The 23,859-nt window shown below is 70.8% G+C and carries 19 protein-coding genes; 8 read left to right on the top strand and 11 right to left on the bottom strand.

Annotated elements, in window-relative coordinates:
• Window positions 1-260 precede the first annotated feature (260 nt).
• From ACPCJR_RS00570 to petA, 3 genes are read right to left on the bottom strand one after another with little or no spacing between them, the layout of a single operon-like run.
• Window positions 261-1,154 (bottom strand): cytochrome c1, encoded by an 894-nt coding sequence (locus ACPCJR_RS00570; RefSeq protein ID WP_391511184.1) that lies wholly within the window; start codon window positions 1,152-1,154, stop codon window positions 261-263.
• 22 nt (window positions 1,155-1,176) lie between these two features.
• Complete coding sequence (locus ACPCJR_RS00565; protein ID WP_391511185.1) at window positions 1,177-2,466, bottom strand: cytochrome b; 1,290 nt, start codon at window positions 2,464-2,466, stop codon at window positions 1,177-1,179.
• 34 nt (window positions 2,467-2,500) lie between these two features.
• On the bottom strand, window positions 2,501-3,049 hold the full coding sequence (gene petA, locus ACPCJR_RS00560; protein ID WP_110353795.1) for a ubiquinol-cytochrome c reductase iron-sulfur subunit: 549 nt from the start codon (window positions 3,047-3,049) through the stop codon (window positions 2,501-2,503).
• 354 nt (window positions 3,050-3,403) lie between these two features.
• On the opposite strand from petA, the gene ACPCJR_RS00555 reads away from it, so the two are divergent.
• A complete protein-coding gene (locus ACPCJR_RS00555) occupies window positions 3,404-4,684 on the top strand; it encodes an O-acetylhomoserine aminocarboxypropyltransferase (RefSeq protein WP_391511186.1) in 1,281 nt (426 codons plus the stop codon).
• 6 nt (window positions 4,685-4,690) lie between these two features.
• Here the strand turns inward: ACPCJR_RS00555 and ACPCJR_RS00550 are convergent, their stop codons facing one another.
• The 3 genes from ACPCJR_RS00550 to ACPCJR_RS00540 all read right to left on the bottom strand — a co-directional run bounded on the left by ACPCJR_RS00550 (window position 4,691) and on the right by ACPCJR_RS00540 (window position 7,684).
• Entirely contained in the window at window positions 4,691-5,548 is an 858-nt protein-coding gene (locus ACPCJR_RS00550) for a formyltransferase family protein (RefSeq protein ID WP_391511187.1), read from the bottom strand.
• A complete protein-coding gene (locus ACPCJR_RS00545; RefSeq protein WP_391511188.1) occupies window positions 5,548-6,315 on the bottom strand; it encodes an SDR family NAD(P)-dependent oxidoreductase in 768 nt (255 codons plus the stop codon). The genes ACPCJR_RS00550 and ACPCJR_RS00545 overlap by 1 nt, the downstream gene beginning before the upstream one ends.
• Before the next feature lie 61 nt (window positions 6,316-6,376).
• On the bottom strand, window positions 6,377-7,684 hold the full coding sequence (locus tag ACPCJR_RS00540) for a capsule biosynthesis protein (RefSeq protein ID WP_391511189.1): 1,308 nt from the start codon (window positions 7,682-7,684) through the stop codon (window positions 6,377-6,379).
• Window positions 7,685-8,015: 331 nt separating this feature from the next.
• Here ACPCJR_RS00540 and ACPCJR_RS00535 point away from each other — a divergent pair, with 331 nt between their 5' ends.
• From ACPCJR_RS00535 to ACPCJR_RS00520, 4 genes are all read left to right on the top strand, one after another.
• On the top strand, window positions 8,016-9,962 hold the full coding sequence (locus ACPCJR_RS00535) for a capsular biosynthesis protein (RefSeq protein WP_391511190.1): 1,947 nt from the start codon (window positions 8,016-8,018) through the stop codon (window positions 9,960-9,962).
• A 9-nt stretch (window positions 9,963-9,971) separates the two neighbouring features.
• On the top strand, window positions 9,972-11,441 hold the full coding sequence (locus tag ACPCJR_RS00530) for an LTA synthase family protein (RefSeq protein WP_391511191.1): 1,470 nt from the start codon (window positions 9,972-9,974) through the stop codon (window positions 11,439-11,441).
• A gap of 194 nt (window positions 11,442-11,635) precedes the next feature.
• Entirely contained in the window at window positions 11,636-12,808 is a 1,173-nt protein-coding gene (locus ACPCJR_RS00525) for a polysaccharide biosynthesis/export family protein (protein ID WP_423451073.1), read from the top strand.
• 237 nt (window positions 12,809-13,045) lie between these two features.
• Entirely contained in the window at window positions 13,046-14,167 is a 1,122-nt protein-coding gene (locus tag ACPCJR_RS00520) for a branched-chain amino acid ABC transporter substrate-binding protein (protein WP_391515153.1), read from the top strand.
• A 30-nt stretch (window positions 14,168-14,197) separates the two neighbouring features.
• Here the strand turns inward: ACPCJR_RS00520 and ACPCJR_RS00515 are convergent, their stop codons facing one another.
• The gene (locus ACPCJR_RS00515) at window positions 14,198-14,773 is read right to left on the bottom strand and encodes a tyrosine phosphatase family protein (RefSeq protein ID WP_391515151.1); all 576 of its coding nucleotides are present in this window, start codon (window positions 14,771-14,773) and stop codon (window positions 14,198-14,200) included.
• 144 nt (window positions 14,774-14,917) lie between these two features.
• Here ACPCJR_RS00515 and ACPCJR_RS00510 point away from each other — a divergent pair, with 144 nt between their 5' ends.
• Together ACPCJR_RS00510 and ACPCJR_RS00505 are read left to right on the top strand one after the other, a co-directional pair.
• Window positions 14,918-16,012, top strand: a complete 1,095-nt coding sequence (locus ACPCJR_RS00510) for a TRAP transporter substrate-binding protein (protein ID WP_391515149.1) — start codon at window positions 14,918-14,920, stop codon at window positions 16,010-16,012.
• Window positions 16,013-16,548: 536 nt separating this feature from the next.
• Window positions 16,549-17,940 carry a deoxyribodipyrimidine photo-lyase gene (locus ACPCJR_RS00505; protein ID WP_391515148.1) on the top strand — a complete coding sequence of 464 codons (1,392 nt, stop codon included), beginning with the start codon at window positions 16,549-16,551 and terminating at the stop codon, window positions 17,938-17,940.
• 4 nt (window positions 17,941-17,944) lie between these two features.
• On the opposite strand, the gene mtgA is transcribed toward ACPCJR_RS00505, so the two are convergent.
• Window positions 17,945-18,703, bottom strand: a complete 759-nt coding sequence (gene mtgA, locus ACPCJR_RS00500; protein ID WP_391515146.1) for a monofunctional biosynthetic peptidoglycan transglycosylase — start codon at window positions 18,701-18,703, stop codon at window positions 17,945-17,947.
• 36 nt (window positions 18,704-18,739) lie between these two features.
• On the opposite strand from mtgA, the gene ACPCJR_RS00495 reads away from it, so the two are divergent.
• Complete coding sequence (locus ACPCJR_RS00495) at window positions 18,740-19,702, top strand: polyprenyl synthetase family protein (protein ID WP_391515144.1); 963 nt, start codon at window positions 18,740-18,742, stop codon at window positions 19,700-19,702.
• A gap of 263 nt (window positions 19,703-19,965) precedes the next feature.
• Here the strand turns inward: ACPCJR_RS00495 and ACPCJR_RS00490 are convergent, their stop codons facing one another.
• The 3 genes from ACPCJR_RS00490 to ACPCJR_RS00480 form a co-directional block, all read right to left on the bottom strand.
• Window positions 19,966-20,418 (bottom strand): thiol-disulfide oxidoreductase DCC family protein, encoded by a 453-nt coding sequence (locus tag ACPCJR_RS00490; RefSeq protein WP_391515142.1) that lies wholly within the window; start codon window positions 20,416-20,418, stop codon window positions 19,966-19,968.
• Entirely contained in the window at window positions 20,415-22,103 is a 1,689-nt protein-coding gene (locus tag ACPCJR_RS00485) for a thiamine pyrophosphate-binding protein (protein WP_391515141.1), read from the bottom strand. The genes ACPCJR_RS00490 and ACPCJR_RS00485 overlap by 4 nt, the downstream gene beginning before the upstream one ends.
• Before the next feature lie 116 nt (window positions 22,104-22,219).
• On the bottom strand, window positions 22,220-23,731 hold the full coding sequence (locus ACPCJR_RS00480) for a hypothetical protein (protein ID WP_391515140.1): 1,512 nt from the start codon (window positions 23,729-23,731) through the stop codon (window positions 22,220-22,222).
• Window positions 23,732-23,859: the final 128 nt, after the last annotated feature.

Genomic DNA, 23,859 nt, shown 5'->3' with positions numbered 1-23,859 from the left:
GCGCCCGTCGCGGGACGCGTCGCAGGGTCTAGAGCATCGTCCCGAAAGGTGGCCGCCGGCTTTCGGAAAAAGACGATGCAAAACAGGAGGCTAGACCATCGTGCCGGATACGATATCCGGCACGATGGTCTAGCGATGACGTTTTGAGTTCGCCCGGACCGGCCATGTCCGGCACTTGCCAGCCCTTATCGCAGGCTTGCGCCGACACGCAAACGGGCCCGCGAAGGGCCCGTTCGTTCGTGCTGACCTGCAGGGTCGGCTCAGTAGGTCTTGTGCAGCTCGGGCTGGAGGCCGTGCACCTCGCCACCGACCTTTTTCCAGACCTGCTTCTTCACGTAGTAGAGCAGCCCCGCGAGCACGATCAGGAACAGGATCACGCGCAGGCCCAGCGCCTTGCGGGCCATCATGTGCGGCTCGGCGGCCCAGGCCATGAAGGCCGCCACGTCGTGCGAGTATTGCTCCACCGTCTCCGGCACGACGGGCTCGCCCTTGTCGTTCTTGGGATAGGTGAGCTGCCCATCGCTGAGCGGGTTCGGCATCGCGATGACGTGGCCGGGGTAGTATTTGTTATAGTAGCCGCTCTCGGGCATCGTGAAGCCCTTCGGGGCATCCTCGTAGCCGGTCAGCAGCGCGTGGATGTAATCGACACCCTGCTCCGAGTAGCCGGTGAAGGGCAGCGCGTCGAAGACGAAGAGCGGGAAGCCGCGCTCGTAGGTGCGGGCCTTGGCCAGCACCGAGAAGTCCGGCGGCGCCTTGCCGCCATTGGCCGCGGCCGCCGCCTTTTCGTTGGGGAAGGGCGACGGGAAGCGATCGGCCGGACGGGCCGGACGCTCCTTCTCGGCGCCGGAATCGTCGATTTCCTTGACGCTGTAGGTCTCGGCGAGCGCCTTGACCTGCCCCGCGGTGAAGCCCGGACCGCCGGGCTCCGCGAGGTTGCGGAAGGCGACCAGACGCATGGAGTGACAGCTCGCGCAGACTTCCTTGTAGACTTGGAAGCCGCGCTGGAGCTGCGCCTGGTCGAAGCGGCCGAACATGCCGGCGAAGCTCCACTTCTCCCGCGGCGGGTTGATGCCGTGGCCGTCCTCGGCGAGCGCCGAGGCGGCACCGAGGGAGGCCGCGAGAAGGGTCGCGGCGGCGAGGCGTGCGATGCGCATCGTTGTTGTCTCCCCCTGCCCGTCAGCGCTTGGCCGGTTCGGCCGCGGCGCCCGCGGGCATGCCCGATCCGCTCACCTGCTTGCCCTTGCCGGTCACGGTTTCGAGGATCGATCCCGGCAGGCGGTCGGGCGTCTCGAACAGGCCGACGAGGGGCATGACGATGAGGAAGTGGGCGAAGTAGTAGAAGGTGCAGATCCGCGAGGCGAGGACGTAGCCGCCCTCCGGGGGCTTCGCGCCGAGCCAGCCGAGGATGATGGCGTTGACGAGGAAGACCCAGAAGAACACCCGGTAGACCGGACGATAATTGCAGGAGCGGACCCGAGAGGTGTCGAGCCACGGCGCGAAGGCCAGGATCAGCACCGCGCCGAACATCAGGATGACGCCGCCGAGCTTGTCCGGCACCGCGCGCAGGATCGCGTAGAAGGGCAGGAAGTACCATTCCGGCACGATGTGCGCGGGCGTGACCGACGGGTTGGCCGGGACGTAGTTGTCGGCGTGGCCGAGATAGTTCGGCTGGTAGAAGATGAACCAAGCGAACAGGATCATGAACACCACCACCGCGAACACGTCCTTGATGGTCGCGTAGGGGGTGAAGGGCACCGCGTCCTTGCTCGACTTGATCGGGATGCCGGCCGGGTTGTTCTGGCCCGTGACGTGCAGCGCCCAGACGTGCAGGACGACGACGCCGGCGATCATCCACGGCAGCAGGAAGTGCAGCGAGAAGAAGCGGTTGATGGTCGGGTTGCCGACCGAGTAGCCGCCCCAGAGCAGGCTCTGGATCGTGTCGCCAACCACGGGGATCGCCGCCAGGATGTTGGTGATGACGGTGGCGCCCCAGAAGCTCATCTGGCCCCACGGCAGGGTGTAGCCGAGGAAGGCGGTGGCCATCATCAGGAGGTAGATGATGACGCCGAGCAGGTAGAGCACCTCGCGCGGGGCCTTGTAGGACCCGTAATAGAGGTTGCGGAAGATGTGGACGTAGACCGCCACGAAGAACATCGAGGCGCCGTTGGCGTGCGCGTAGCGCAGCAGCCAGCCGTAGTTCACGTCGCGCATGATGTGCTCGACGCTATCGAAGGCGTTGCTCGCGTTCGGATCGTAGTGCATCGCCAGCCAGACGCCGGTGATGATCTGGATGCCGAGGAAGGCGATCAGGATCGCGCCGAAGGTCCAGAAGTAGTTGAGGTTACGCGGAACCGGGAAGGCGACGAAGGACGAGTGCACCAGCCCGACGAGCGGCAGCCGTGACTCGAACCACTTCGCGAGGCGGCTCTTGGGGACGTAGGTCGAAGTCGCGTGTGCGCTGCTCATCGGGTTGCCCGCTCCGGCTTCTCGTGTCCTGTTCTTAGGCGACCGCCTTGCCGCCTTCTTCGCCGATCTTCAGCTTGGTATCGGTCTCGAAGGCGTAGGGCGGAATCGGCAGGTTGGTCGGCGCCGGGCCGCGGCGCACGCGGCCGACGGCGTCGAACTGCGAGCCGTGGCAGGGGCAGGACCAGCCCTCGTAATTGCCGGAATGTCCGATCGGCACGCAGCCCAGATGGGTGCAGTTGCCGTAGGCGACGAGCCAGCGATCGTGCCCCGCCTTGACGCGGGTGTCGAATCCGGCCGGGTCGATCATCTCGGAGAGGGGCACGGCCTTCATGTCCGTGACTTCCTTCTCCGTCAGCTTGCGCACGAAGATCAGCTTGCCGCGCCAGAACACGTTGACGATCTGGCCGTCCTGGATCGGACTGAGATCGACATCGAGCGGCGCGCCGGCCGCGACCGTGGCGGCATCCGGCGCCATGGAGGCCACGAAGGGCCACGCCACCGCGCCCACGCCCACGGCCAGCCCCGCGCCGGTGGCGAGGAACAGGAAATCTCGCTTGGTGCCCTGAGGCCCTTCGTCTGCCAAGGTAACCCTCCCGTCAGCCGGCAGTGCCGAGCCTCTCCGGGCACCGCGGACGCTTCGATCCGGCATACCTTGGAGGCTTTACAATTCAAGATCCGGATCGACGGCAGACACCATCGCGCGCCGGCAATCAATGCGACCCGCGGTCACCACCGGATTGCCGATCCCGTCCCGGGCGCTCTCTGACATGCAAGATGCGAACGTGTCTAGACTGCCGCGCTTGAGGACTGTGCAGCGCGGCAACGTTCCCCGCCCACCGTCACCAGAAGGTCACCTTGCCGCCGGGTGCCCGGATGCGGGGCGCTTGCACGTCCGGAGATCGCGGGCGTACACCGCCGACCCTGAGGAGTTTACGCGATGACCGACCGCCAGCCCGGCTTCAACACCCTCGCGATCCACGCGGGTGCGACCCCCGACCCGGCCACGGGCGCGCGGGCGACGCCGATCTATCAGACGACGAGCTTCGTCTTCGACGACGTGGACCATGCCGCCTCGCTGTTCGGGCTCCAGGCCTTCGGCAACATCTACACCCGCATCACCAACCCGACGAACGCAGTGCTGGAGGAGCGCATCGCCGCGCTCGAAGGCGGCACCGCCGCGCTCGCCGTAGCCTCGGGCCACGCCGCCGAGTTCCTGACGCTGCACGCCCTGATGCAGCCAGGCGACGAGTTCGTGGCGGCCAACAAGCTCTACGGCGGCTCGATCAACCAGTTCAACCACTCCTACAAGAACTTCGGCTGGCAGGTGGTCTGGGCCGACACCGACGACCCCGATTCCTTCGAGCGGGCGATCACGCCCCGCACCAAGGCGATCTTCTGCGAGTCCATCGCCAATCCGGGCGGGGTCATCACCGACATCGCCGCGCTCAGCGTCATCGCCAAGCGCCACAACATCCCGCTGATCGTCGACAACACGATGGCGACGCCGTACCTGATCAAGCCGTTCGAGCACGGCGCCGACATCATCGTGCACTCGGCCACCAAGTTCCTCGGAGGCCACGGCAATTCCATCGGCGGCCTGATCGTGGACGGCGGCACCTTCCCCTGGCAGGGCGACGAGCGCTACCCGATGCTGTCCCAACCCCGGCCCGAATATGCCGGCATGGTGCTGGCCGAGACCTTCGGCAATTTCGGCTTCGCCATCGCCGTGCGCGTGCTCAGCCTGCGCGACCTCGGCCCCGCGCTCTCGCCCTTCAACGCCTTCCTGATCCTCAACGGCATCGAGACGCTGCCACTGCGGATGCAGCGCCATTCCGACAACGCGCTGCAGGTGGCGCGCTTCCTCAAGGATCACGCCGACGTCGAGTGGGTGAGCTATCCGGGCCTGGAGAGCGACCGCTACCACGCGTTGGCGCAGCGCTACACGCCCAAGGGCGCGGGGGCGGTGTTCACCTTCGGCCTCAAGGGCGGCTACGAGGCGGGGGTGAAGCTCGTCTCGAATCTCCAGCTCTTCAGCCACCTCGCCAATATCGGCGACACGCGCTCGCTGGTGATCCACCCGGCCTCGACCACGCACCGCCAGCTCACCGACGAGCAGAAGCGGGCGGCCGGCGCCGGCCCGGAGGTGGTGCGCCTCTCCATCGGAATCGAGGACCCGCAGGACCTCATCGACGATCTCGACGCGGCCCTGCGGGCCTGATCGGCCTCAATCCCTGCGGGAGAGCGTGAGCGCGTCCCGCAGGTCGCGGCCGTCGGTGAGGTGCCTTCCCTCCCGGCGCATCCGGGCGAGCATGGCCCGATCCGGAAAGCCGCAATAGGGCAGCACCGGCACCGTCCGGCCGGGCGGAAGCGCTCCCGCCGCCGCCGCCTCGTCGAGCACCCGGTCGAGCAGGTGGCGGCCCCGCTCGTGCAGCCGCACGGCGGCGCGGGTGGCCGTGGTGTCGGCGGGCAACGCGACCGCCTCCTGCGCCAGGATCGCCCCGGCATCGATCGCCGCGGCCAGCCGGTGGATGGTCACGCCGAAATCCCCCCTCCCCTCCGCCAGGGCGTGGATCGTCGGCACGGGACCGCGATGCTGCGGCAGCAGGCTCGGATGCAAATTGATTCCGCCGAGCCGCGCCCGCGCCAGCGTCGCCTCAGACAGGATCTGGTCGAAATGGAAGGTGACGATCAGGTCCGGCGCCCGCGCGGCGAAGGCCTTCGCCACCGCCTCTCCGTTCACGTCGTCCACCGTGTGAACGGGTAGGGCGAGGCGGCGGCAGAGCGCGGCGAGCGGCGTCGCCTCGGGTGCCGCGCGGCTGCCGGCGAGCCGCTGCGTGAGCGGGGCGAGCGGGCGCAGCAGGTCGGGCAGGCCGAAATTGACGCCGAGATAGGGCAGGAAGCCCGGCCCCGAGCGGGCGAGATGGCGCCGGATCTGCCCGGTCAGCCCACCCGTCGCCGGACGCTCCGCGTTCGAGAGCCCGACGAAGGCGATGTCCTGCGCGTGGTCCGCCACGAAGCGGCGCACCGCGCGGGCGTTCGGCAGGGCTTCCAGCGCGAACAGGGCGAGACGCGGCGCGGCCATCAGCGCCGCGGACGGTTGCGAAAGCGGAACCCGCGCAGGCCCGCGCTGCGAATCCGCTCCGGCACCAGCAGCGCCCCGCGGGCGAGCGCGGCGAGAATTGCGGGGAAGGCGATCACGTCGCGATCGCGCTCCAGCCCCTGGATGATGCGGGCCGCGGCCTGCTCCGCGCTCATCTCCAAGGGCCGCCAACCCTTGATGACGCCGCCCATCGGCGTCTTCACGTAGCCCGGCGTGACCACGCTGAGGCGCACGCCCAGCGGCTTCAGCTTCTGGCGCAGCGCGAGGCCGTGGGCCAGGAGCGCGGCCTTGGCCCCGCTATAGGCCGGCGCATCGGGCAGCGGCGCGTAGGCCGCGAGCGAGGAGATCAGCGCGATCTGGCCCCGGCCGCGCGCACTCATCAGGGTCACGCAGGGCAGCATCACGTTGAGCGCCCCACCGAGATTGATGTCGGCGGTCTCGAAGGCGGTCTCCTCCGTCTCCAGGCCGCCGCTCGGATGGCCGCCGTTCACCGCGGCGTTGACGATCACGAGGTCGAGGGGCGTCGCGCCGTCGAGTTCGCGAATCCAGGCGCCGATCTCCGTCCGCTCGCGCACGTCGATGCTCCGCGTGCGGATGTCGGCCCCCCGCTCCCGGCATTCTTCGGCGACGGCCTCGAGCCGGGTCCGGTCACGGCCGGTCAGGACGAGGCTGGTGCCCTCCCGCGCGTAGAGCCGCGCGAGGGCCGCGCCGATGCCGCTGGAGGCTCCGGTGATGAGGATGACGGGCAAGGATGTCTGTCTTTCGGGGGAGCCGGCGGTCGAGGTCCGGAACGGCCTCGACGCGCTGCCGTCAATAGGCGGGCGAGAGCCGGCCGTCGCGCTCGGTCTCGTCGAGCGTGTCGCGGGCGCTGGCCAGCGCCGCGGGCGGCAAGGCTGCCTCGAGCCGGGGCACGGCGCCCGCCACCGCCCGCTCGATGGCCGGGCGCGAGAAGTAGCCGCCGTTGATCTGGGTGCGGTGCATGACGACCCGGGTGAAGTCGCGCATCAGCGCCATGTCCGGCGGCTTCGGATCGCTCCAGAAGGTGTCGATGTCGCCCTGATGCGTCAGGCCCGGCAGGTTGTAGACCGCTTGGCCGAAGGCGAGGGTCGGCCGGCCGCGCTCCAGCGCCAGCATCCCCACCGTCGAGTTCACGAGCACGACGCCGCGGCTGCCGTCGATCAGCTTGGGCAGGTCGCCGCCGTCGATGAAGTCGAGGCGGTCGTTGCAGCCGTGGCGCTTGGCCGATTGCCGGGCGCGCTTGCGCCAGTTCATGATCCCGCTGTCGAGCGGGTGCAGTTTGACGAGGAGCCGGGTCGGTGCCTGCGCGTGCTTCGCGAACGAGGCGATCACCCGGTCCATGAAGCCCTCGACGCCGAGAAACGGCGAGTGGACGCGGATCTGATAATCGCTGTCGAGCTGGAGCGGCAGCAGGAAGTAGTCGGCCTGGATCGCTGCGTAGATCTCGTTGACCCGTGCCGCCTCGCGCCGGGTGCGGCCGCGGCGCACGAACTTCTTGATCCAGCCGCCATACTCTGCGGCGATGTGGTTCGGCCGGTGGGTGCGAAAGCCCGGATAGAGATACGGGAAGCCGATATTGGCGATGTTGAAGCCGATATCCCACAGACTGCGCCGGGCCATGTCGCCCGTCAGCGGCATTGCGCGCCCCGGCTGCGGCAGCTTGCGGGCGATCGCCCGGATCTCCTCGGCGCGCTTCGGCAGCGTGGAATTGCCGTTCACGCCGCCCGCCTCGCAGGTGATCCAGTAGGGCCGGACATAGCCCTCCTCGAAGACGTGGATGCGCACGCCGAGCGGCTTGGCGACCAGCACCGCCGCCTGATGGTAGGGCCGGCAATCGCCGAACAGCACGATGTCGGTGACCGCATGCTCGCGGATATAGGATTCGAGGTAGGCGTCCCAGTCGTCGCGCTTGCCGCGGTAATGGTCGGCTGGAAGACGCCAGAACAGCCAGTCGCCCGCCGAGAAATTGATGCGCCGGACCTTGTGACCGCGCTCGATCAGCGCCTCGCCGAGGATCGAGAAGAACGGGGAGGCGATCCCCTGCAGGAACAGGAACGTGGCGGCGTGACCATGAACGGCACTGGCACGTGGCTGCGACATTCCGAGGTGCTCAATCCCTGAAGCGCGAAGCGAAGGGCCGACGGCGTCGAGGCTGACGAAATCTCATGCTCTTCCGGCCGCAGCAACCACAGCGAGAGGAGCGCCGAGCGATTCGGGAGCCTCCGTGGCCGATTCGTCACGTCATTTGAGATTGCGACGATCGGTCGGGGGAGGTCTCGCGCCAGATTACGGCTCCGTTGTGTCCGGCCGGTCGTCATCCCCTGGAAAATCGGCTCCATCCGCGGGACGACCGTCCGCTCCCTGCTCCGCCGCCCATGCACGAACCGCCCTGGGCCGCGCCCGCGGCTTGGGCTATGGAGCGGGCCTCGCCATGATCGACCTGCGCCACATCGAGCCGGACGTGGATACCGGGCTGCCCCGCTCCTTCCTGCCGCTCGGCAGGACGGTCCGGCATCTGCGTGCCGAGATCGAGGCGGCCGCGGGCGTGCCCTTGCGCCTGCGCGCCCCGGGTGCTCCGGCCCTCTGGTCCCCCGCCGCGGCGGCGAGCGCTCTGCAGGTCCTGCGCGTTGCCCCGGGGCCGCTGCTCAGCCCCTACGACTCGCCCGCTACCGGCTTCGCGAGCCTGAGACTGAGTTATGCCGGCCGCCCGGTCGGCGGTGAGGAGCCCTCGACGGACCTGGGCGATCTCCTGCGCGCGCTTCGCCTCTCCGGCTTCAACCGCTGGCCTCGATCCGGCGCGGGTGCGGTCGAAGAGGCGTTCGCGGGAGCGCCGGATCTGGCCCTGATCGACGCGCGGACGGCGGCTTCCCGTGGGTCCGTGCGCGCCTTCCTGGCGCGGCTCCTGGCCGATTTCCCGTCCGCGCGTTTCGTCGCCGCCGGCCCCGACGGCTGCCCGGCCGAGGCTGCGCCGACCGATCCGCGGCTCACCGTCATCACGGCGCCGGCCGATCCGTGGCGGCTGTTCCCGCTCGCCGGGCGCATCCACGTGGCGCGGTGGGACGCCGGTTGGGAGGCGCAGGCCGCAGGCTTCGAGACGCATTGCTCCGACCCCGCGGAAGGCCCCCGGCCCGGCGATGCCGCTGCCCTCCTCGCGTGCCGCTTCGGCGCGGGCGTGCACGGCTTCGATCCCTGGACGCGCAGGCCGATTTCCCTGGCGGAGGCCGCCGAGCGGGTGGCGTGGCTGCGCGACCGCTTCCGCGACAACGCGCGCCGCGTCGTCCTCGTCGGCGTCTCGGGCTGGAAGCGGGCGGCGCTCGATGTCTTCGCCGCGGGGCCGGCGGGGCCGCCGCTCCACACCATGACGGCGCAGGAGGCGGTCGCGCTGGCGCGCAGCCACGACGCCCGGGTTCAGGCCTGGGCGACCCGCTGCCCCGAGCAGCTTCCGGGCCTGTGCGCGGAGGCCGGCCTCCCCTTCGCGCGCATCGAGGACGGCTTCCTGCGCTCGGTGGGCCTCGGCGCCAGCCTGCAGCCCGGCGCGTCCATCGTCGTGGACGACCTCGGCATCTACTACGATCCGCGGGTCGAGAGCCGGCTGGCCCGCATCCTCCGGGAGGCGGCGTTCCCGCCCGACGTGACCGCGCGCGCCGCCGCCCTGCGCGAGAGCATCGTGGCGCGGCGCCTGAGCAAGTACAATGTCGGCCTCGCGGGTGCCGGCGAGGATTGGCCCACGGACCGGCGGATCGTGCTGGTGCCGGGGCAGGTGGAGGACGACGCCTCGGTGCTGACCGGTTCGCCGCAGGTGCGCGGCAACCTCGCGCTCCTGCGCGCCGCCCGCGCCCGGAATCCGGACGCCTTCCTGCTCTACAAGCCGCATCCCGACGTGGAAGCGGGCTTCAGGCCCGGCACGATTCCCGAGGTCGAGGTGCGGGCGCTGGCCGACCGCGTGGTGGGCGGCCTCTCGATCGTGGATCTGCTCGACCGCTGCGACCACGTCGAGACCATGACCTCTCTGGCGGGCTTCGAGGCGCTGATCCGGGGCCTGAGCGTGGCCGTTCACGGCCGGCCCTTCTACGCCGGCTGGGGTCTCACCGAGGATCTCGCCCCGGAGGCCGACCGGGGCCGGCGGCTCTCCCTCGACGAGCTGGTGGCGGGTGCGCTGATCCTTTACCCGCTCTATCTCGATCCGGTGGCGATGAAGCCCTGCACGCCGGAGCAACTGCTCGATCGCCTCAGCGAGGCCCGCGCCGCCGCCCCGCCCTCGCCGCTCGCGCTCGGCGCCGTCCGCCACGCCACGATGCGACTGCGCTACGCCGTCCTCAATCCGATCCTTCGCCGCCTGCGCGCCCGGCGCGGCGTGTCCGGCGGACCGCGGCGTTAAGGGCCTTCGATGAGCGCGGCGACCCTTCTCCTGCCCCTGGCGGTCGCGCTCGCCGGCGCCCTCGCCATCGAGGCGGCGGCCGCCCCGCGCCGGCCGAGCCTGCGTCCGGGCGATCTCGCGATCCGGCTGGCGGGCTACGCGCTCATCACGCTGTTCTGGTTCCAGTTCTCCTGGCGTCCCTGGCTCGCGGCCTCCTCCTGTCTGCTGACGCTCGCCATCCTCGCGGTGGTCGATTCGCTCAAGCGCCGGGTGATCGGCGAGCCGGTGGTGTTCAGCGATCTCGCCCTGCTCGCCCAGGTGCCGCGCCATCCGCAGCTCTACTACACGCTGCCGCTCACCGACCTGCGCATCGCGGCGCCGCTCTCGGCCGGCCTCGCCGCCGTCGTCGCGTGGTACCTGATCGAGCCGGCCGCCCTGCCCGACGCGACCGGCGCCGCGATCCTCGCGGTCCTCGGACTGCCGGTCTCGCTGGCCGGCCTCGTGCTGGCGGGCCTGACGACGCCGGGCCGGGCCCTGCTGCGCCGTCTCTTCCCGCGGCCGGACCTCGAGCGCGACGTGCAACGGTTCGGGCTCGTCGCGACCATGATGGGCTACGCCCTGCGCCGCCTGGGCGAGGAGGCGGCGCCGGCAGCCGAGCCGTCACCGGCCGCCAGAGCGGATTCCGGCGACGAGGTGGTCGTCGTCGTCCAGCTCGAATCCTTCCTCGATCCCTCCCGCCTCGGCGGCCCCGCTCTGCCCGCGATGGCGCGCATCCGGGCGCAGGCGGCGCAGTACGGCCGCCTCGCGGTGCCGGCCCACGGCGCCTACACCATGCGCTCCGAGCACGCCGTGCTGACCGGTTGCGAGCCCGAAACGCTCGGCTTCGGCCGCTTCGATCCCTACCTTGCTCGCAAGGGTGAGGAGCCGACGAGCCTCGCCCGGCTTGCCGCCGGTGCCGGCTTCGCGACGGTGTTCGTGCATCCCTTCCACCGCGACTTCTTCGACCGGGCGCGGGTGTTCCGCCGGCTCGGCTTCGAGCGACTGGTCATGGAGGAGGATTTTTCGGGCGCGACGCGGGTGGGCCCCTACGTGGGCGACCTCGCGGTGGCCGAGCGCATTCTGGAGGAGGTCGCGCCGGGCCGGGGCCCCACCTTCGTCTTCAGCGTCACCATGGAGAACCACGGCCCCTGGAAGCCCGGACGGCTCGCCGGCATCGACCGTCCGCTGGACCAGTACCTCCACCACGTCGCCAATACGGGTCGGGCCATCGAGCGCCTGATCGACGGCCTGTCCGGACGGCGGGCGACCCTGTGCGTGTTCGGCGATCACGCGCCCTCGCTGCCTGATCTGCCCCCCTCGGCGGAGGGTCCGGCGGCGACCGACTACGCGCTGTTCCGCTTCGGCCGGAACGAGGGGGCCGCCCCGGTTCGGTGCGACCTCACGGCGGCGGGCCTCGGCTGTGTCCTGCGGGACGCCCTCGCGCCGAATCGACCGGGATGAGTCGGTTAAGCGTGGCCGTGCCACGGTGGTGACGCATTGCTGCGTGAGCCCTCGGCGGCCTTCGCGCGGCCTGCGCGTCGTCGCGAGTATGAGTCCCCGGGGGCAACGGTTACATGGATCGCAGCATCGGTGCGCAGGACGAGGAACGGGCGAGCGGGGCCGGTCGGCCGGCCGCGGCCCGGACGGGTCGGCCCATGAAGCGCGCGGTCGCCCTTGCGGTGATCGGCACCGCGCTCGCCGTGTCGGGCTGCTCGTTCCTTCCGGCAGCCGGTCCGACCACCTCGGCGATCGAGACGGGCGCGGACGTGGCCACCGCCGAGGGCCTGTTCGCCCGCTACGAGATCATCGACGTCACCCCCGCCGTCGTCGAAGCCCTGCGCGCTCGCCCCCTCGACAGCCTGCTCGTCACCTTCGGCGACAACCGCCCCGCCGTCGAACCCGTCATCGGCGTCGGCGACGCCGTCGCCGTCCAGGTCTGGGAAGCCGGCTCCGGCGGCCTGTTCTCCGGGCCGCTCGTGGCCGACCGCTTCTCCGCCGGCTCCAAATCCGCCCTCATCCCCGAGCAGATCGTCGGACCCGACGGCTCCATCTCCGTGCCCTATGCCGGACGCATCAAGGTCGCCGGGCGCCGCACCCAGGACGTCCAGACGCTGATCGAGAGCGAGCTGGCCGGCAAGGCGATCCAGCCGCAGGTGCTCGTCTCCGTCACCAAGCCGGTCTCGCGCTCGGTCACCGTCACCGGCGAGGCCAGCACCGGCGGGCGCGTGCCGCTCACCGGCCGGGCCGACCGCCTGCTCGACGTGATCGCCCTGGCCGGCGGCGTGCGCACGCCCGTGGCCGAGACCTTCGTGCGGCTCTCGCGCGGCAACCGCACGGTCACGGTGCCGATGAGCACGGTGGTGGCCAACCCGCGCGAGAACATCTTCGTGCGCCCCGACGACACCCTGACGCTGGTGCGCGATCCGCAGACCTTCCTCTCGGTGGGCGCGCTGGGGGCCACCACCGAGGTGCCGTTCTCGGCCGACGGGCTGTCGCTGTCGCAGGCGCTGGCGCGGGCCTCGGGCCTGCGCGAGACCCAGGCCGACCCGGAGGGCGTGTTCCTGTTCCGCTACGAGCCGGCGGCGGTGGTGCGGCGTCTGCGGCCGAACTCGCCGCTCCTGGCCTCGGGTCAGGTGCCGGTGGTGTACCGGGTGAACCTGCGCGATCCGCAGGGGCTGTTCCTGACCCAGAGCTTCCGCATGCGCAACCGCGACCTCGTCTACGTGTCGAGCGCGCCGTTCGCCGAAGTGGGCAAGGTGCTCGGCGTGTTCTCCACCGTGGCCGCCCCGATCGCCTCCGGCGCATCCCTCTACTCCGTCGCACGTTAGGATCGTCGTCCCGTACGATTCTCCCCCGCTTGACCGAGATCGCGACTTGCCAACGGCCCCGCCCGCGTCGTTCCATAGGGAGGAACGGCCGGCTGCATCCAAGGCCGCAGGGCCGCGCCGGCTTCGGCGGGGCAGGACCTTTGTCCTGATGGCGGCGGAGGCTCGGACCGTTCAAGTCTGGGTGCAGGTGTCAGCCCAGGACTTGGCAACGGGGCGGCGGGCTGAAAAAGAGGCGCTATGACCGTCCGACGCTCCTTCGCCCTCGGTCCGGCCTCTCTCGCGCTGCTCGCCGGGCTCCTCTCGGCCGCGCCGGCCGCGGCGGATGTCAGGGTCGGCGTCGCCGTGCCGCGCACCGGCCCCTACGTCACCGTCGGCGAGCAGGTTCTGCGCGGCGTCGAGGCAGCGGCCAAGGACGCCAACGCCCGGGGCGGCATCAACGGCGAACCCATCGTCCTCGACGTGCAGGACGATTCCTGCGACTCGAATCAGGCCACCGCGGTCGCCAACCACTACGTCCATTCCGGCGTCCGGCTCGTGGTCGGCCACGTCTGCTCGAACGCCTCGCTCGCCGCCTCCGAGGTCTACGCGGCCAACGGCATCGTGATGATCACCGCGGCCTCGGTCGCCGCGCGGCTGACCGATCGCGGCCTGCCGACGATCTTCCGGGTCTGCGGCCGGGACGACGATCAGGCCAAGCTCTCCGCCGCGATCCTCGCCGAGCGCTTCCGCGACCGGAAGATCGCGATCCTGAGCGACCTCTCCCCGGCTTCGCGGGCGCTCGCGGCGGCGACCAAGGACAACCTCAACCGCATCGGCGTGAACGAGGCGCTCGCCACCGCCTTTCAGCCGAGCGACGCCGACGCCGCGGCCCTGGCCGACCGGCTGAAGGGGGCGGGGATCGACGTGGTCTATTACGGCGGCGACGCGCAGGAGATGGGCCGCCTCGTGCGCATCGCGGCCGAGCGGGGCTTCCGCCCGCAATGGTTCGGTACCTCCGCCATCGCCACGTCGGATTTCGCCAAGATCGCGGGCTCGGCAAGCAACGGCGTGCTGATGACCTTCTATCTCGATCCGAGCCGCAAGCCCGAGGCGCAGGGCGTGGTCAACGCCTTCAAGGGGCAGGGCATCGAGGCGGACGGCTCGATGATCTACGGCTACGCCGCACTCCAGGCGCTAGTGGAAGCGGGCAACTTCGCCCACAGCACCGACCCCGCCGCGATCGCCAAGGCGCTGCGCGGCGAGCGTTTCGATCTGGTGCTCGGCCCCGTCGGCTTCGACGCCAAGGGCGACATCACCGCTCAGGGCTACGTGCTCTACGTCTGGCGCGACGGCAATTTCACGCCGGCCAAGGCGAACTGACGGCTCGCGCGGGACGAACGCCGCGCCGCGTCAATCCCGGAGCGCCGCGTCGACCTCCGCGCCGCGGTCGAGATCGCGCATCACCTGATCGAGATACGGGCGCTTGCGCAGCTGCAGCGCGTGCAGGCGCCGCACGGCCTCGCTCAGGCTGCCCTGCCGGCCGAGGATCGCGTCGGCGAAGGCGATCATCCGCGCGTTCGGCCACGCCTTCTCCCGCTGCTCGTGCAGGCGGGCAATCAACGTCTCGGCGGGCGTCTCCGGCTCGGCCTGCGCGAACAGGCTCGCCAGCGCCGCGGTCGAGCGCGAGATGCCGACATGGCAGTGAACGAGGATGTGGACCTCCCCGCCATCGGCCGCCGCCGCGCGGCCGAAGCTCAGGATCGTCTCGACGTCCTCGCGCTCGGGCAGGATCACGCCCGGCGCCGGTTCGATCGCGTCGTGGAAGCGCAGGACGGTGCGCCGATGCGTGCCGTAGCTGCCGAACGCCTCGGGGTCGGCCCGGTCGGGATCGAGGATCGACAGGACGTGGCTGACGCCGGCCGCCCGATGCTCGACGAGTTCGTCGAGGCCGCAGACGGTATGGAGGCTGAGGTTTTCGGTCTTCACGGGGCGCTTGGTATCACGGCCCGCCGTAGGAGGCGACCGCTCGGATCGAGGCCGTGAACGCGGTTTCCGCTTGTAGCCGATCGCGTGTATGGCACGGGGCCGGCCGCCAGACGGCCTTTGCCCTCGGGACGAGCCGGGAGACCCATGTCAAAGACCCTGCAGCGGCGCGCCCTGCTCGCCGCGGGCCTCGGCGCCGCGACGCTGACCTCTCCCGCCCGCGCCCAGCAGGGCGCACCGGAGCTGCGCTGGCGCCTGTCCTCGGCCTATGCGCGCAATCTCGACATCCTGTTCGGAGCCTCCGAGACCCTCGCCAAGGCGGTGGCCGAGGCGACCGACGGCCGCTTCCAGATCCAGGTCTCGGCCGCGGGCGAGACGACGCCCGCCGACGGCCTGCTCGATGCGGTGGGCGCTGCCAAGGTCGAGATGGGTCACGCGCCGGCCAGTGTCGGCATGGCCAAGAACTCCGCCTTCGCGCTGGCCACGGCCATGCCCTTCGGGCTCAATGCCCGGGGGCAGAACGCGTGGTGGCTCCAGGGCGGCGCCTCGGAACTCTTCGCCGAGATCTTCTCGAAGCAGGCGCTCGTCGCGCTCCCGGGCGGCAATACCGGCGCGCAGATGGGCGGCTGGTTCCGCAAGGAGATCAAGACGGTCGCCGATCTCCAGGGATTGAAGCTGCGCATCGGGGGCCTCGGCGCCACGGTGATGGCCAAGCTCGGGGCGGCGGTGCAGGCGACGCCCGGGCCCGAGATCTACGGCGCCCTGGAGAGCAAGGCGCTCGATGCGGCCGAGTGGATCGGCCCGCACGACGACGAGAAGCTCGGCCTGCAGAAGGTCGCGCCGATCTACCACTATCCCGGCTTCTGGGAGGGCGGCGCGCTCCTGCATTTCTGGATCAACGCGGAGGCGTGGAAGGGCCTGCCCAAGACCTACCGGGCGATCCTGCAGGGCGCGGCGGCCCAGGTGAATGCCGACGTGCAGGCCCGCTACGATGCGCGGAACCCGCAGGCCCTGCGCCGGCTCGTGTCGGGCGGGGCCCAGCTTCGCCCCTTCCCGCAGGACGTGATGGAGGCGGCCCTGAAAGCGGCCAACGAAGTCTACGCGGATCTCTCGTCCAAGAACCCGGACTTCAAGCGGATCTACGACGCGATGCGGACCTTCCGGAACGAGGAATACCTCTGGTTCCAGGTCGCGGAATACACCTACGACAACTTCATGATCCGCGCCCGCGCCCGCGGGTAGCGACGGCCGCGAGCGGGCAAAAAAAAGCCGCCCTCGCGGGCGGCCCGAAGTCTAGGGAGGAAACGCCCAAGGAGGGCAGCGGGAGGCAGAAACCGTCTGCGTTCCCGCAATGCACAAAATGATCCGACGCCGGATTTTTGCAAGACCGGCAGCCGGCAATATTCGGATTTGCGGGTGCGGCCGCGCACGTCTGTCAGGCCCTGTCTCCAAAATGTCGCAGGTAGTTTCACAGATGGGCCATCTGTAATCCACTTCCCCCGTGAATAGAGATTGGCGCCGGCACTGTCTTCGTGTCGGCTATGATCCTCGATCGTCTCGCGAATCCTGCCGGGCCAGCGCGGTGCGGCACTCTATGCAGAGGCATCGATCAGATTGCGCCGCAACCTTTTGTGCGCTGGTGCATTCGGCCCCCGACGAACCGGGAACCGGCTCACAACCCTCGCGCGCAATGCGAATCACCACACCCGGACGGGTACGGGTGATTCGGATCGTGCGACGTCGAAGCATCACCGGGCGAGAGAGGGACTGAAGCGAGCATGGCGATCCAGACCGGCCGCATCCGCGTGCTGAACGATGTCCCGGCCCGCGATGAGGCCGGGTACGTCCTCTACCTGATGCAGCAATCGATGCGGGCCGCCTTCAACCCGGCGCTGGAACTGGCGGTGGAGGAGGCCAACCGCCTGGGTCTGCCGGTCCTGGTCTGCTTCGGCCTGCTCGACGGCGCGAACGGCTTTCCCGAGGCCAATGCCCGGCACTACGCCTTCCTGCTGCAGGGATTGGCGGATGCGGCGGCGGGATTGTCGAAGCGCGGCATCGGCTTCCACCTGCGCCGGGCGACGCCCGCGGAGGTGGCGGTCGATCTCTCGGGCAAGGCCGCCCTGCTGGTGCTCGACCGCGGTTACCTCGCGATCCAGCGGCGCTGGTACGAGGAGATCGTGCAGGGCGCGGCCTGCCGCATCGTCCAGGTCGAGGGTGACGTCGTGGTGCCGGTCGAGACCGCCTCGCCCAAGCACGAATACGCCGCGCGAACCCTGCGCCCGAAGCTGCAGAGGCTCTGGGACGACTTTCTGGAGCCGCTGGAGATCCGCAAGGTCGCGCATCCCGCGACGGATCTACGGCTCAAGGGCGGACTCGATGTCTCGGACCCGGACACGCTCCTGGCCAAGCTGACGCTCGACAGGGTGGTCGGCCCGGTCAAGCGCTTCCGCGGCGGCTACGGCGAGGCGCGGCGGCACTTCGACCGCTTCCTGAAGGACGGCTTCGCCGGCTACGGCGCCGGCCGCAACAAGCCGGAGGCGGCCGCCGCCTCGCATATGAGCCCCTATCTGCATTTCGGGCAGATCTCGCCGGTGGAGATCGCCCTGGCGATCCGTGACGCCAAGGCCGGCGACCGCGACGACCGCTCGGCCTATCTCGAGGAGCTGATCGTCCGGCGCGAATTGGCGATGAACCACGTCTTCCGCACGGAGGGCTACGACGACTACGCCCGCGCGGTGCCCGAATGGGCGCGCAAGAACCTGGCCGAGCACGCCGACGATCCGCGCCCGCACCTCTATTCGGAGGAGGAGCTGGCGGAGGGCCAGACCCACGACCATTACTGGAACGTGGCCATGCGCGAGATGCGGGAGACCGGCTACATGCACAACCAGCTGCGCATGTACTGGGGCAAGAAGATCCTCGAATGGTCCCCCTCGCCGGAGGAGGCCTTCGCCCGGACGCTGCGGCTCAACAACCGCTACTTCCTCGACGGGCGCGACGCGAATTCCTTCACCAACGTGGCCTGGATCTTCGGCCTGCACGACCGCCCCTGGCAGACCCGCAAGGTTTTCGGCAGCGTGCGCTACCAGAGCGAGAACTCTCTTCGAAAGTTCGATGCCAAGGCCTACGAGCGGGCCGTGACGCGGCTCTGCGAGGCGGAAGTCGGCTGAAGCCTCAGCGCTTCAGGCAGCCCATCAACCCATCGACCTGCCCCATCCGGGCCTGAATGCGCGCGGCGATCGCCCGCACGCCGCGCGTCGGCTTGCCGGCGCTGCGCAGGATCGGGTTCGGCAGCACGGCGGCCAGCAGGGCCGCCTCGCCCCGGGTCAGGTCGCGGGCGCTCTTGCGGAACCAGTGACGCGCGGCGGCCTCGGCCCCGAAGATCCCCTCCCCCCACTCGGCCACGTTGAGATAGATCTCCAGGGTGCGGCGCTTGCCCCAGAGCGCGTCGGCCATCACCGCGAGCGGAATCTCCAGACCTTTCCGGATGTAGGAGCGGCCGGGCCAGAGGAAGACGTTCTTGACCGTCTGCATGGTGATCGTGGAGGCGCCGCGGCTCGGCCCCTCCTCGTCGTCCACCACCTCGCGCAGCGCCCCCCAATCGACGCCGTTATGCAGGCAGAAGCGCTGATCCTCGGACGCCATCACCGCCTGGACCAGGGCCGGCGCGATCGCCTCCAGGGGCACGCTTGCGCGCTGCGCGCCCTGGAGCGTCAACCATCGGCCCAGCATCAGGGTTGAGGGCGGGGTCACCACGCTATAGACGAGCCCCAACGTGAGCGTGACGACGAGAACCGCAACGGGCGCGAGGGTGATCAGGGTGGCGGCGCGCCGCAACCCGGACCGGCGCGCCGGAACGGCTCTCCGCGACGGGGACACCCTTCGCAGGTCGCGCCCGCGCCAACCGGCTTCGCTGTCCTCCGGCACCGCCACCTCGCGTCCGCCCCTCCCCGATCCAGGCCAGTCCCGATGACCTCAACGCAGGCTCCCCACCCCTCGGTCAAGGCGGACGCGTATACGGGTGACTTTACCCACAGGCTGGCGGGGGTCGCCGACACCGTCGAGACTTTCCTCGTGGATTTGCTCGGGCCGAGCCTGCAGGCCGGCGAGATCGCCCGGCCGCCGCGCCTGATGGAGGCGATGCGCCACGCCGTGCTCGGCGGCGGCAAGCGTCTGCGGCCCTTCCTCGCCATCGAGACCGCGCGGATGCTCGGCGGCGCCGAGGATGCGGCGCTGGCGGCCGGCGCGGGCGTCGAGCTCGTGCACTGTTACAGCCTCGTCCACGACGACCTGCCGGCCATGGACGACGACGACCTGCGCCGCGGCAAGCCCACCGTCCACAAGGCCTACGACGAGGCGACCGCGATCCTCGTCGGCGACGCGCTTCAGACGCTGGCCTTCGAGGTCACCGCCGATCCGCGCTGGCAGCCCGATCCGGCGATCCGGGCGGAACTCGTGCTCGGTCTCGCCCGGGCCTCCGGCCTCGGCGGCATGGTCGGCGGCCAGCTCCTCGACCTCTCGGCCGAAGGGCGGTTCGGCCCCGCGAGCATGGATATCGACGATACCCTGCGCATGCAGGCGATGAAGACCGGGGCGATCCTCGCCTTCTCGGTGGAGGCCGGCGCGCTGGTCGGCGGGGCGAGCGCGGAGGAGCGGTCGGCCCTACTGAACTACGGCAAGGCTCTGGGTCAGGCCTTCCAGGTCGCCGACGACATCCTCGACCGCGAGGCCTCTCCGGAGGCGATGGGCAAGGCCACGGGCAAGGACAAGGACGCGGGCAAGGCCACCCTCGTCGACCGCCTCGGCCTCGACGGGGCGCGGGCCGAATGCGACCGGCTGGTCGCCCTGTGCGAGGACGCCGTCGCTCCCTGGGGGGCGCGGGCACAGGTGCTGAAGGACGCCGCCCGCTTCACGGTGGCCCGCAAGGCCTGATTTTCTCCAGGGGGCCCTCGATGGGCCCCCTCCCCTCCACCGCCTCATCCGGAGGTGCGGGACGGATGCAGGGCGCCGAAACGGCGTCCGGACGATGGCTTCGTCGACGTTGCCGCCATTGCGAGGCTCAGCGAAAGCAATCCAGGGCTCCGTACCTTCCGGAGAGGTCGCGCGCCGGATCGCTTCGCCTCCGCGCGCGATGACGGAGTTCGGCACGATCCGAACGTGATCGACCGGAGACGGTGTGATCCGGCGTCGATCGGTCAGGTAGGCTGGCTTTGCGCCGGCCGCACGCCGTGGAAGCGGTGCCGCTGCTCCGGCGGCACACGGGCGCAATCGGCGCGATGCCCGAACCAGCGATAGCGGTGCCGCGCGACAGACGCGTAGACAGCATCGCGCAATGGCTTCGGGACGACGCCGAACAGCCCCAGCCAGCGCCAGGGCGCCCGCAGGTGGCGCGCCAGGGCGAGGCCGGCATCCGAATGGGTCAGCGCCCGGCCGTCCTGCACGAACAGGAAGGTCCCGTTCAGATCCTCGGGGGTGAAGCCGTGAGCCGCGGCCACAGCGAGCCCGTCCGGGGACCACGCGCCGACGAAGTGCAGCCGGTCGTCGCGCTCGTGCGCCAGCACGAAGCGCACGCTCGTCGCGCAGAGCACGCAATCCGTGTCGAAGACGAGGGTCGGCGGCATCGGCCGCGGGAGGGACGCGTCGCTCATGTCGCGCTGACGACCACCTCAACGAGGTTCGGTCCGCCGGAGCGGATGCCCGCCTCGATCGCTCCGGCGATGTCTCCGGCGCGCTCGATCCGACGCGACGGCACGCCCATGGAGGCGGCCAGTGCCAGGAAGTCGATGCGGGGCTCGGTGAGGTCCATGGCGATGAAGCGGTTGGCGCGCACGGAGGCGTAGTGCGTCTGCGATTTCATGAATTGCTTGAGGATGTTGTACTCGGCGTTGTTGATGACCACGAAGGTGATCGGCAGCCCCTCGTGGGCGGCGGTCCAGAGCGCCTGGGGCGAGTACATCGCCGCGCCGTCGCCGACGATGCAGACCACGGGCGCCCGGTCGAGGCCGAGCGAGAAGCCGACCGAGGCCGGCATGCCCCAGCCCAGCACGCCGCCGCGGATCGAGGAATACTGCCGCGTCCAGGTGCTGTGCAGGATCGTGCGCAGGTGCCCCAGCGTCGCGGGCGCCTCGTCGACGATGGCGATGTCCGAGCCGACCGCTCGGGCGATCTCCCAGGCGGCGACGAGGGGATGGATCACCGGATCGGCGAAGGCCGCCTGCGCCCGCTCCGCCAGAGCCGCCCGGCGCGCGTCGTAGGCCGCGACCGCTTCCGTCCGCAGCCGGGCATAAGCCTCGGCCCGGGGCGCGAGACGGGCCTCCAGCAGCGGCAGCAGCGCATCAAGGGAGGCGCGGATGTCGCCGACGGTGGAGAGATGCGTGGCGTAGGTGCGGCCGAGATCGCGGGCATCGACCGAGAGCTGGAACACCTCCGTCCCCGGCGGCACCGCCGAGCCCTCGGTGTAGAGCACGGTGATCAGCGACTTGCCGCCGAGCGCGAAGACGGCGTCGTAGCGGCCCAGGATCTCCGCGATGGCGCTCGCCTTGGTCGGCAGGTTGCCCATCCAGAGCGGGTGAGCGGTCGGGAACGGGATATGGGCCGGCCAGGACGAGCCGTAGACGGGCGCGGCCAGGAGGTCGGCGAGCCGCACCGCCTGGGCCGAGGCGTCGCTGGCCTCGACCTCGTCGCCCGCGATGAGGGCGAGGCGGCCGGGGGCGATGGCCGCAAGATGCTCCGCCAGCCGGTCGAGGGAGCCGGCCACGGCGCGGTGGTCGATGGTCGAGATCTCGCCCAGCGGCGCCGCGGTCCTGGCCTCCATCACGTCCATCGGCAGCGACAGGAAGACCGGGCCGGAGGGGGCGGCGGCGCAATCGTGGAAGGCGCGGCGCAGGAGCACGGGCAACTGGTCGGCATGCGTGATCTCGCGGGCCCATTTCACGGTGGGGCCGGCGAGGGTGACGAGGTCGCCGAAGAGCAGCGGATCGGTGACGACGTGGCGGGAATCCTGCTGCCCCGCGGTCACGACCAGCGGCGTGCCGGAGATCTGGGCGTTGAGCAGGTTGCCCATGCCGTGGCCGAGGCCGCCGGCCGTGTGCAGGTTGAGAAAGCCCGGCCGGCGCGCGGCCTGGGCATAGCCGTCCGCCATGGCGACGGCGCTGGCCTCCTGCAGGGCCAGAACGTAGGCGATGTCGGTGGCGTCCGTCAGCGCGTCGATGAGGGGCAGCTCGGTGGTGCCCGGATTGCCGAAGACGTAGGCCACGCCCTCGCTGCGCAAGACCTCGACCAGTACGTCGGCCCCGCGCCGCTCGGCCAAACTTTCGAGTTTCGCAACCGTCATGCGCGCCTCCCGCCGCCCGAGGACGGCCTCATGCCCTGTCAACGCGGCAGGCCGGCTCCCTCGTCCCGCGCAAGCGCCCACCTCGTCGTGCAGAGATCCGCGAAAAGGCCGACGCGTCAGGGCGCGGCGGGGCGCGGCTGCACCGTCCAGGTCGCCCAGAAGACCGGGCGGCCGTAGAGGGAGGAGGCGTCGCTGCCGTCGACGCGCGGCGCCCGGCGGTCGAGCCAAGTCAGAAAGCCGCCCTTGTCGGGATAGATCGCGGGGGCGTCGAGATTGCCGTAGCGGTCGGTCATCCAGCCGAAGCCGTCGCGGGTGAAGCGCCCGAGGGCATCGCCGCCGGAGCGCAGGCCGAGATAGGCGCTCGAATGGCCCGCCGCGACGGGCTCGGAATAGAGCGACAGGGCGGTGATGCTGCCGGGCGACAGATCGGCGGTGTAGTGCAGGCAGATGTCGGCGACCGGGCCGCCCGAGGCGGTGACCGGCCGCGCGCAGGTATAGGCCACCGCCCAGCGGTCCATGCCCCGCGCCTTGGCCACCCGCATGGTGGTGTCGGCGGGTAGGCCCTCGATCAGCGTGACGGGCGCCGACCATGCGCGCTCCGCCAGGGGGTCGCGGCTCGTGCGCAGGTAGAGCCCCATGCGCCGCTTGGCCGGCGCCGCGCCGCAATCGGAGGGCAGCACGTCGGTGTAGAAGTAATGGTAGGTCCGATCGACCATGGCGATCGAGCCGGTCAGGCCGCGGGCCTCCAGGCCCGGGGCGGCGCAGTGGCCGACGATGGGCTTGCCGGTCTCGTCGAGCACCGGCGCGGGCTTCTGCGCCTCCGGCCGGCCGCGGCCGCGGCGCCGGCCCTCCGCCTGAGGCGGCGCGCCGAAGGGCTTCCACGCCGTGCCGGGATCGGCCTCCACGCGCAGGTCGAGCCCCTGGAAATCGTAGGTCCGCGCCTGCACCAGTACCCGGCGATGCCCCTCCGGCGCGGGCTCCGTCGCCGTGGTGAGGATGGCGTAATAGGGATCACCCGCCCAGTCGCGCCCGGCCACCATCATGGCGCTGCCGGAAGGGTCGTTCTCCGGCGCGACGGTCTGGGGCTGGAAGGTCATCTTGCCCCGCTCGCCCGCCTCCCGCTCCGCGCGCCTGGCTTCCCGCCGCGCCTGCCGGCTCGCCCGGCTGCGGCGGCGCGGGGACGCGGCCTGCGCCGCCCGGGCGGTGCCCGGGCCGGCCCCGGCCTGAGCCTCGTTCCAGAAGCGCGGATCGGCGAGCGGCAGCGTAGTGGCCAGGGCCTCGACCTGCCGGCCGATGCGCACGGCGCCGCCCGCCGCCGCATCGGTGGCGCGCAGGTCCGCCGGGCAGCTCTCCTCGCCGCGCCGTCCCTCGCGGCGGGGCGGCTCGGCCCGGTAGATCACCTGGAGCGGTCCGGGCGGGCCGGTGTCCTTGAGGCGCAGGATCTGCACGTCGTGGACGAAGCGGCAGGGCGGCGGGACGGCATAGACGCCCTCGGCCTCGTTCGACGAGCGGCAGATTTCGAGCGCGCCCCCGCCGGTGAGATAGCAGCTGCCACCGCCCGCACGGGCTGCGCCGGCCTCGGAGGGTCCGGCGGACGCGGCCAGGAGCAGAGCGCCGCCCGCCAGCACGCGCGCCGACCATCCGGCTCCGGGCCTCGGGGAGCCGCATCCGGCGGCGACAGGGGTCTGGGAAGGGCGCGTCCGATACACGGCGGAACCTTAGCGCGGCGGCCACGCTTGCGGAAGCGGTCGCGCAC

The sequence above is a fragment of the Methylobacterium sp. NPDC097929 genome (assembly GCF_049543375.1).
Taxonomy (GTDB): Bacteria; Pseudomonadota; Alphaproteobacteria; order Rhizobiales; family Beijerinckiaceae; genus Methylobacterium.
Note: the sequence above shows the minus strand (reverse complement) of the source record. Positions and strands in the feature narration are given on the sequence as shown.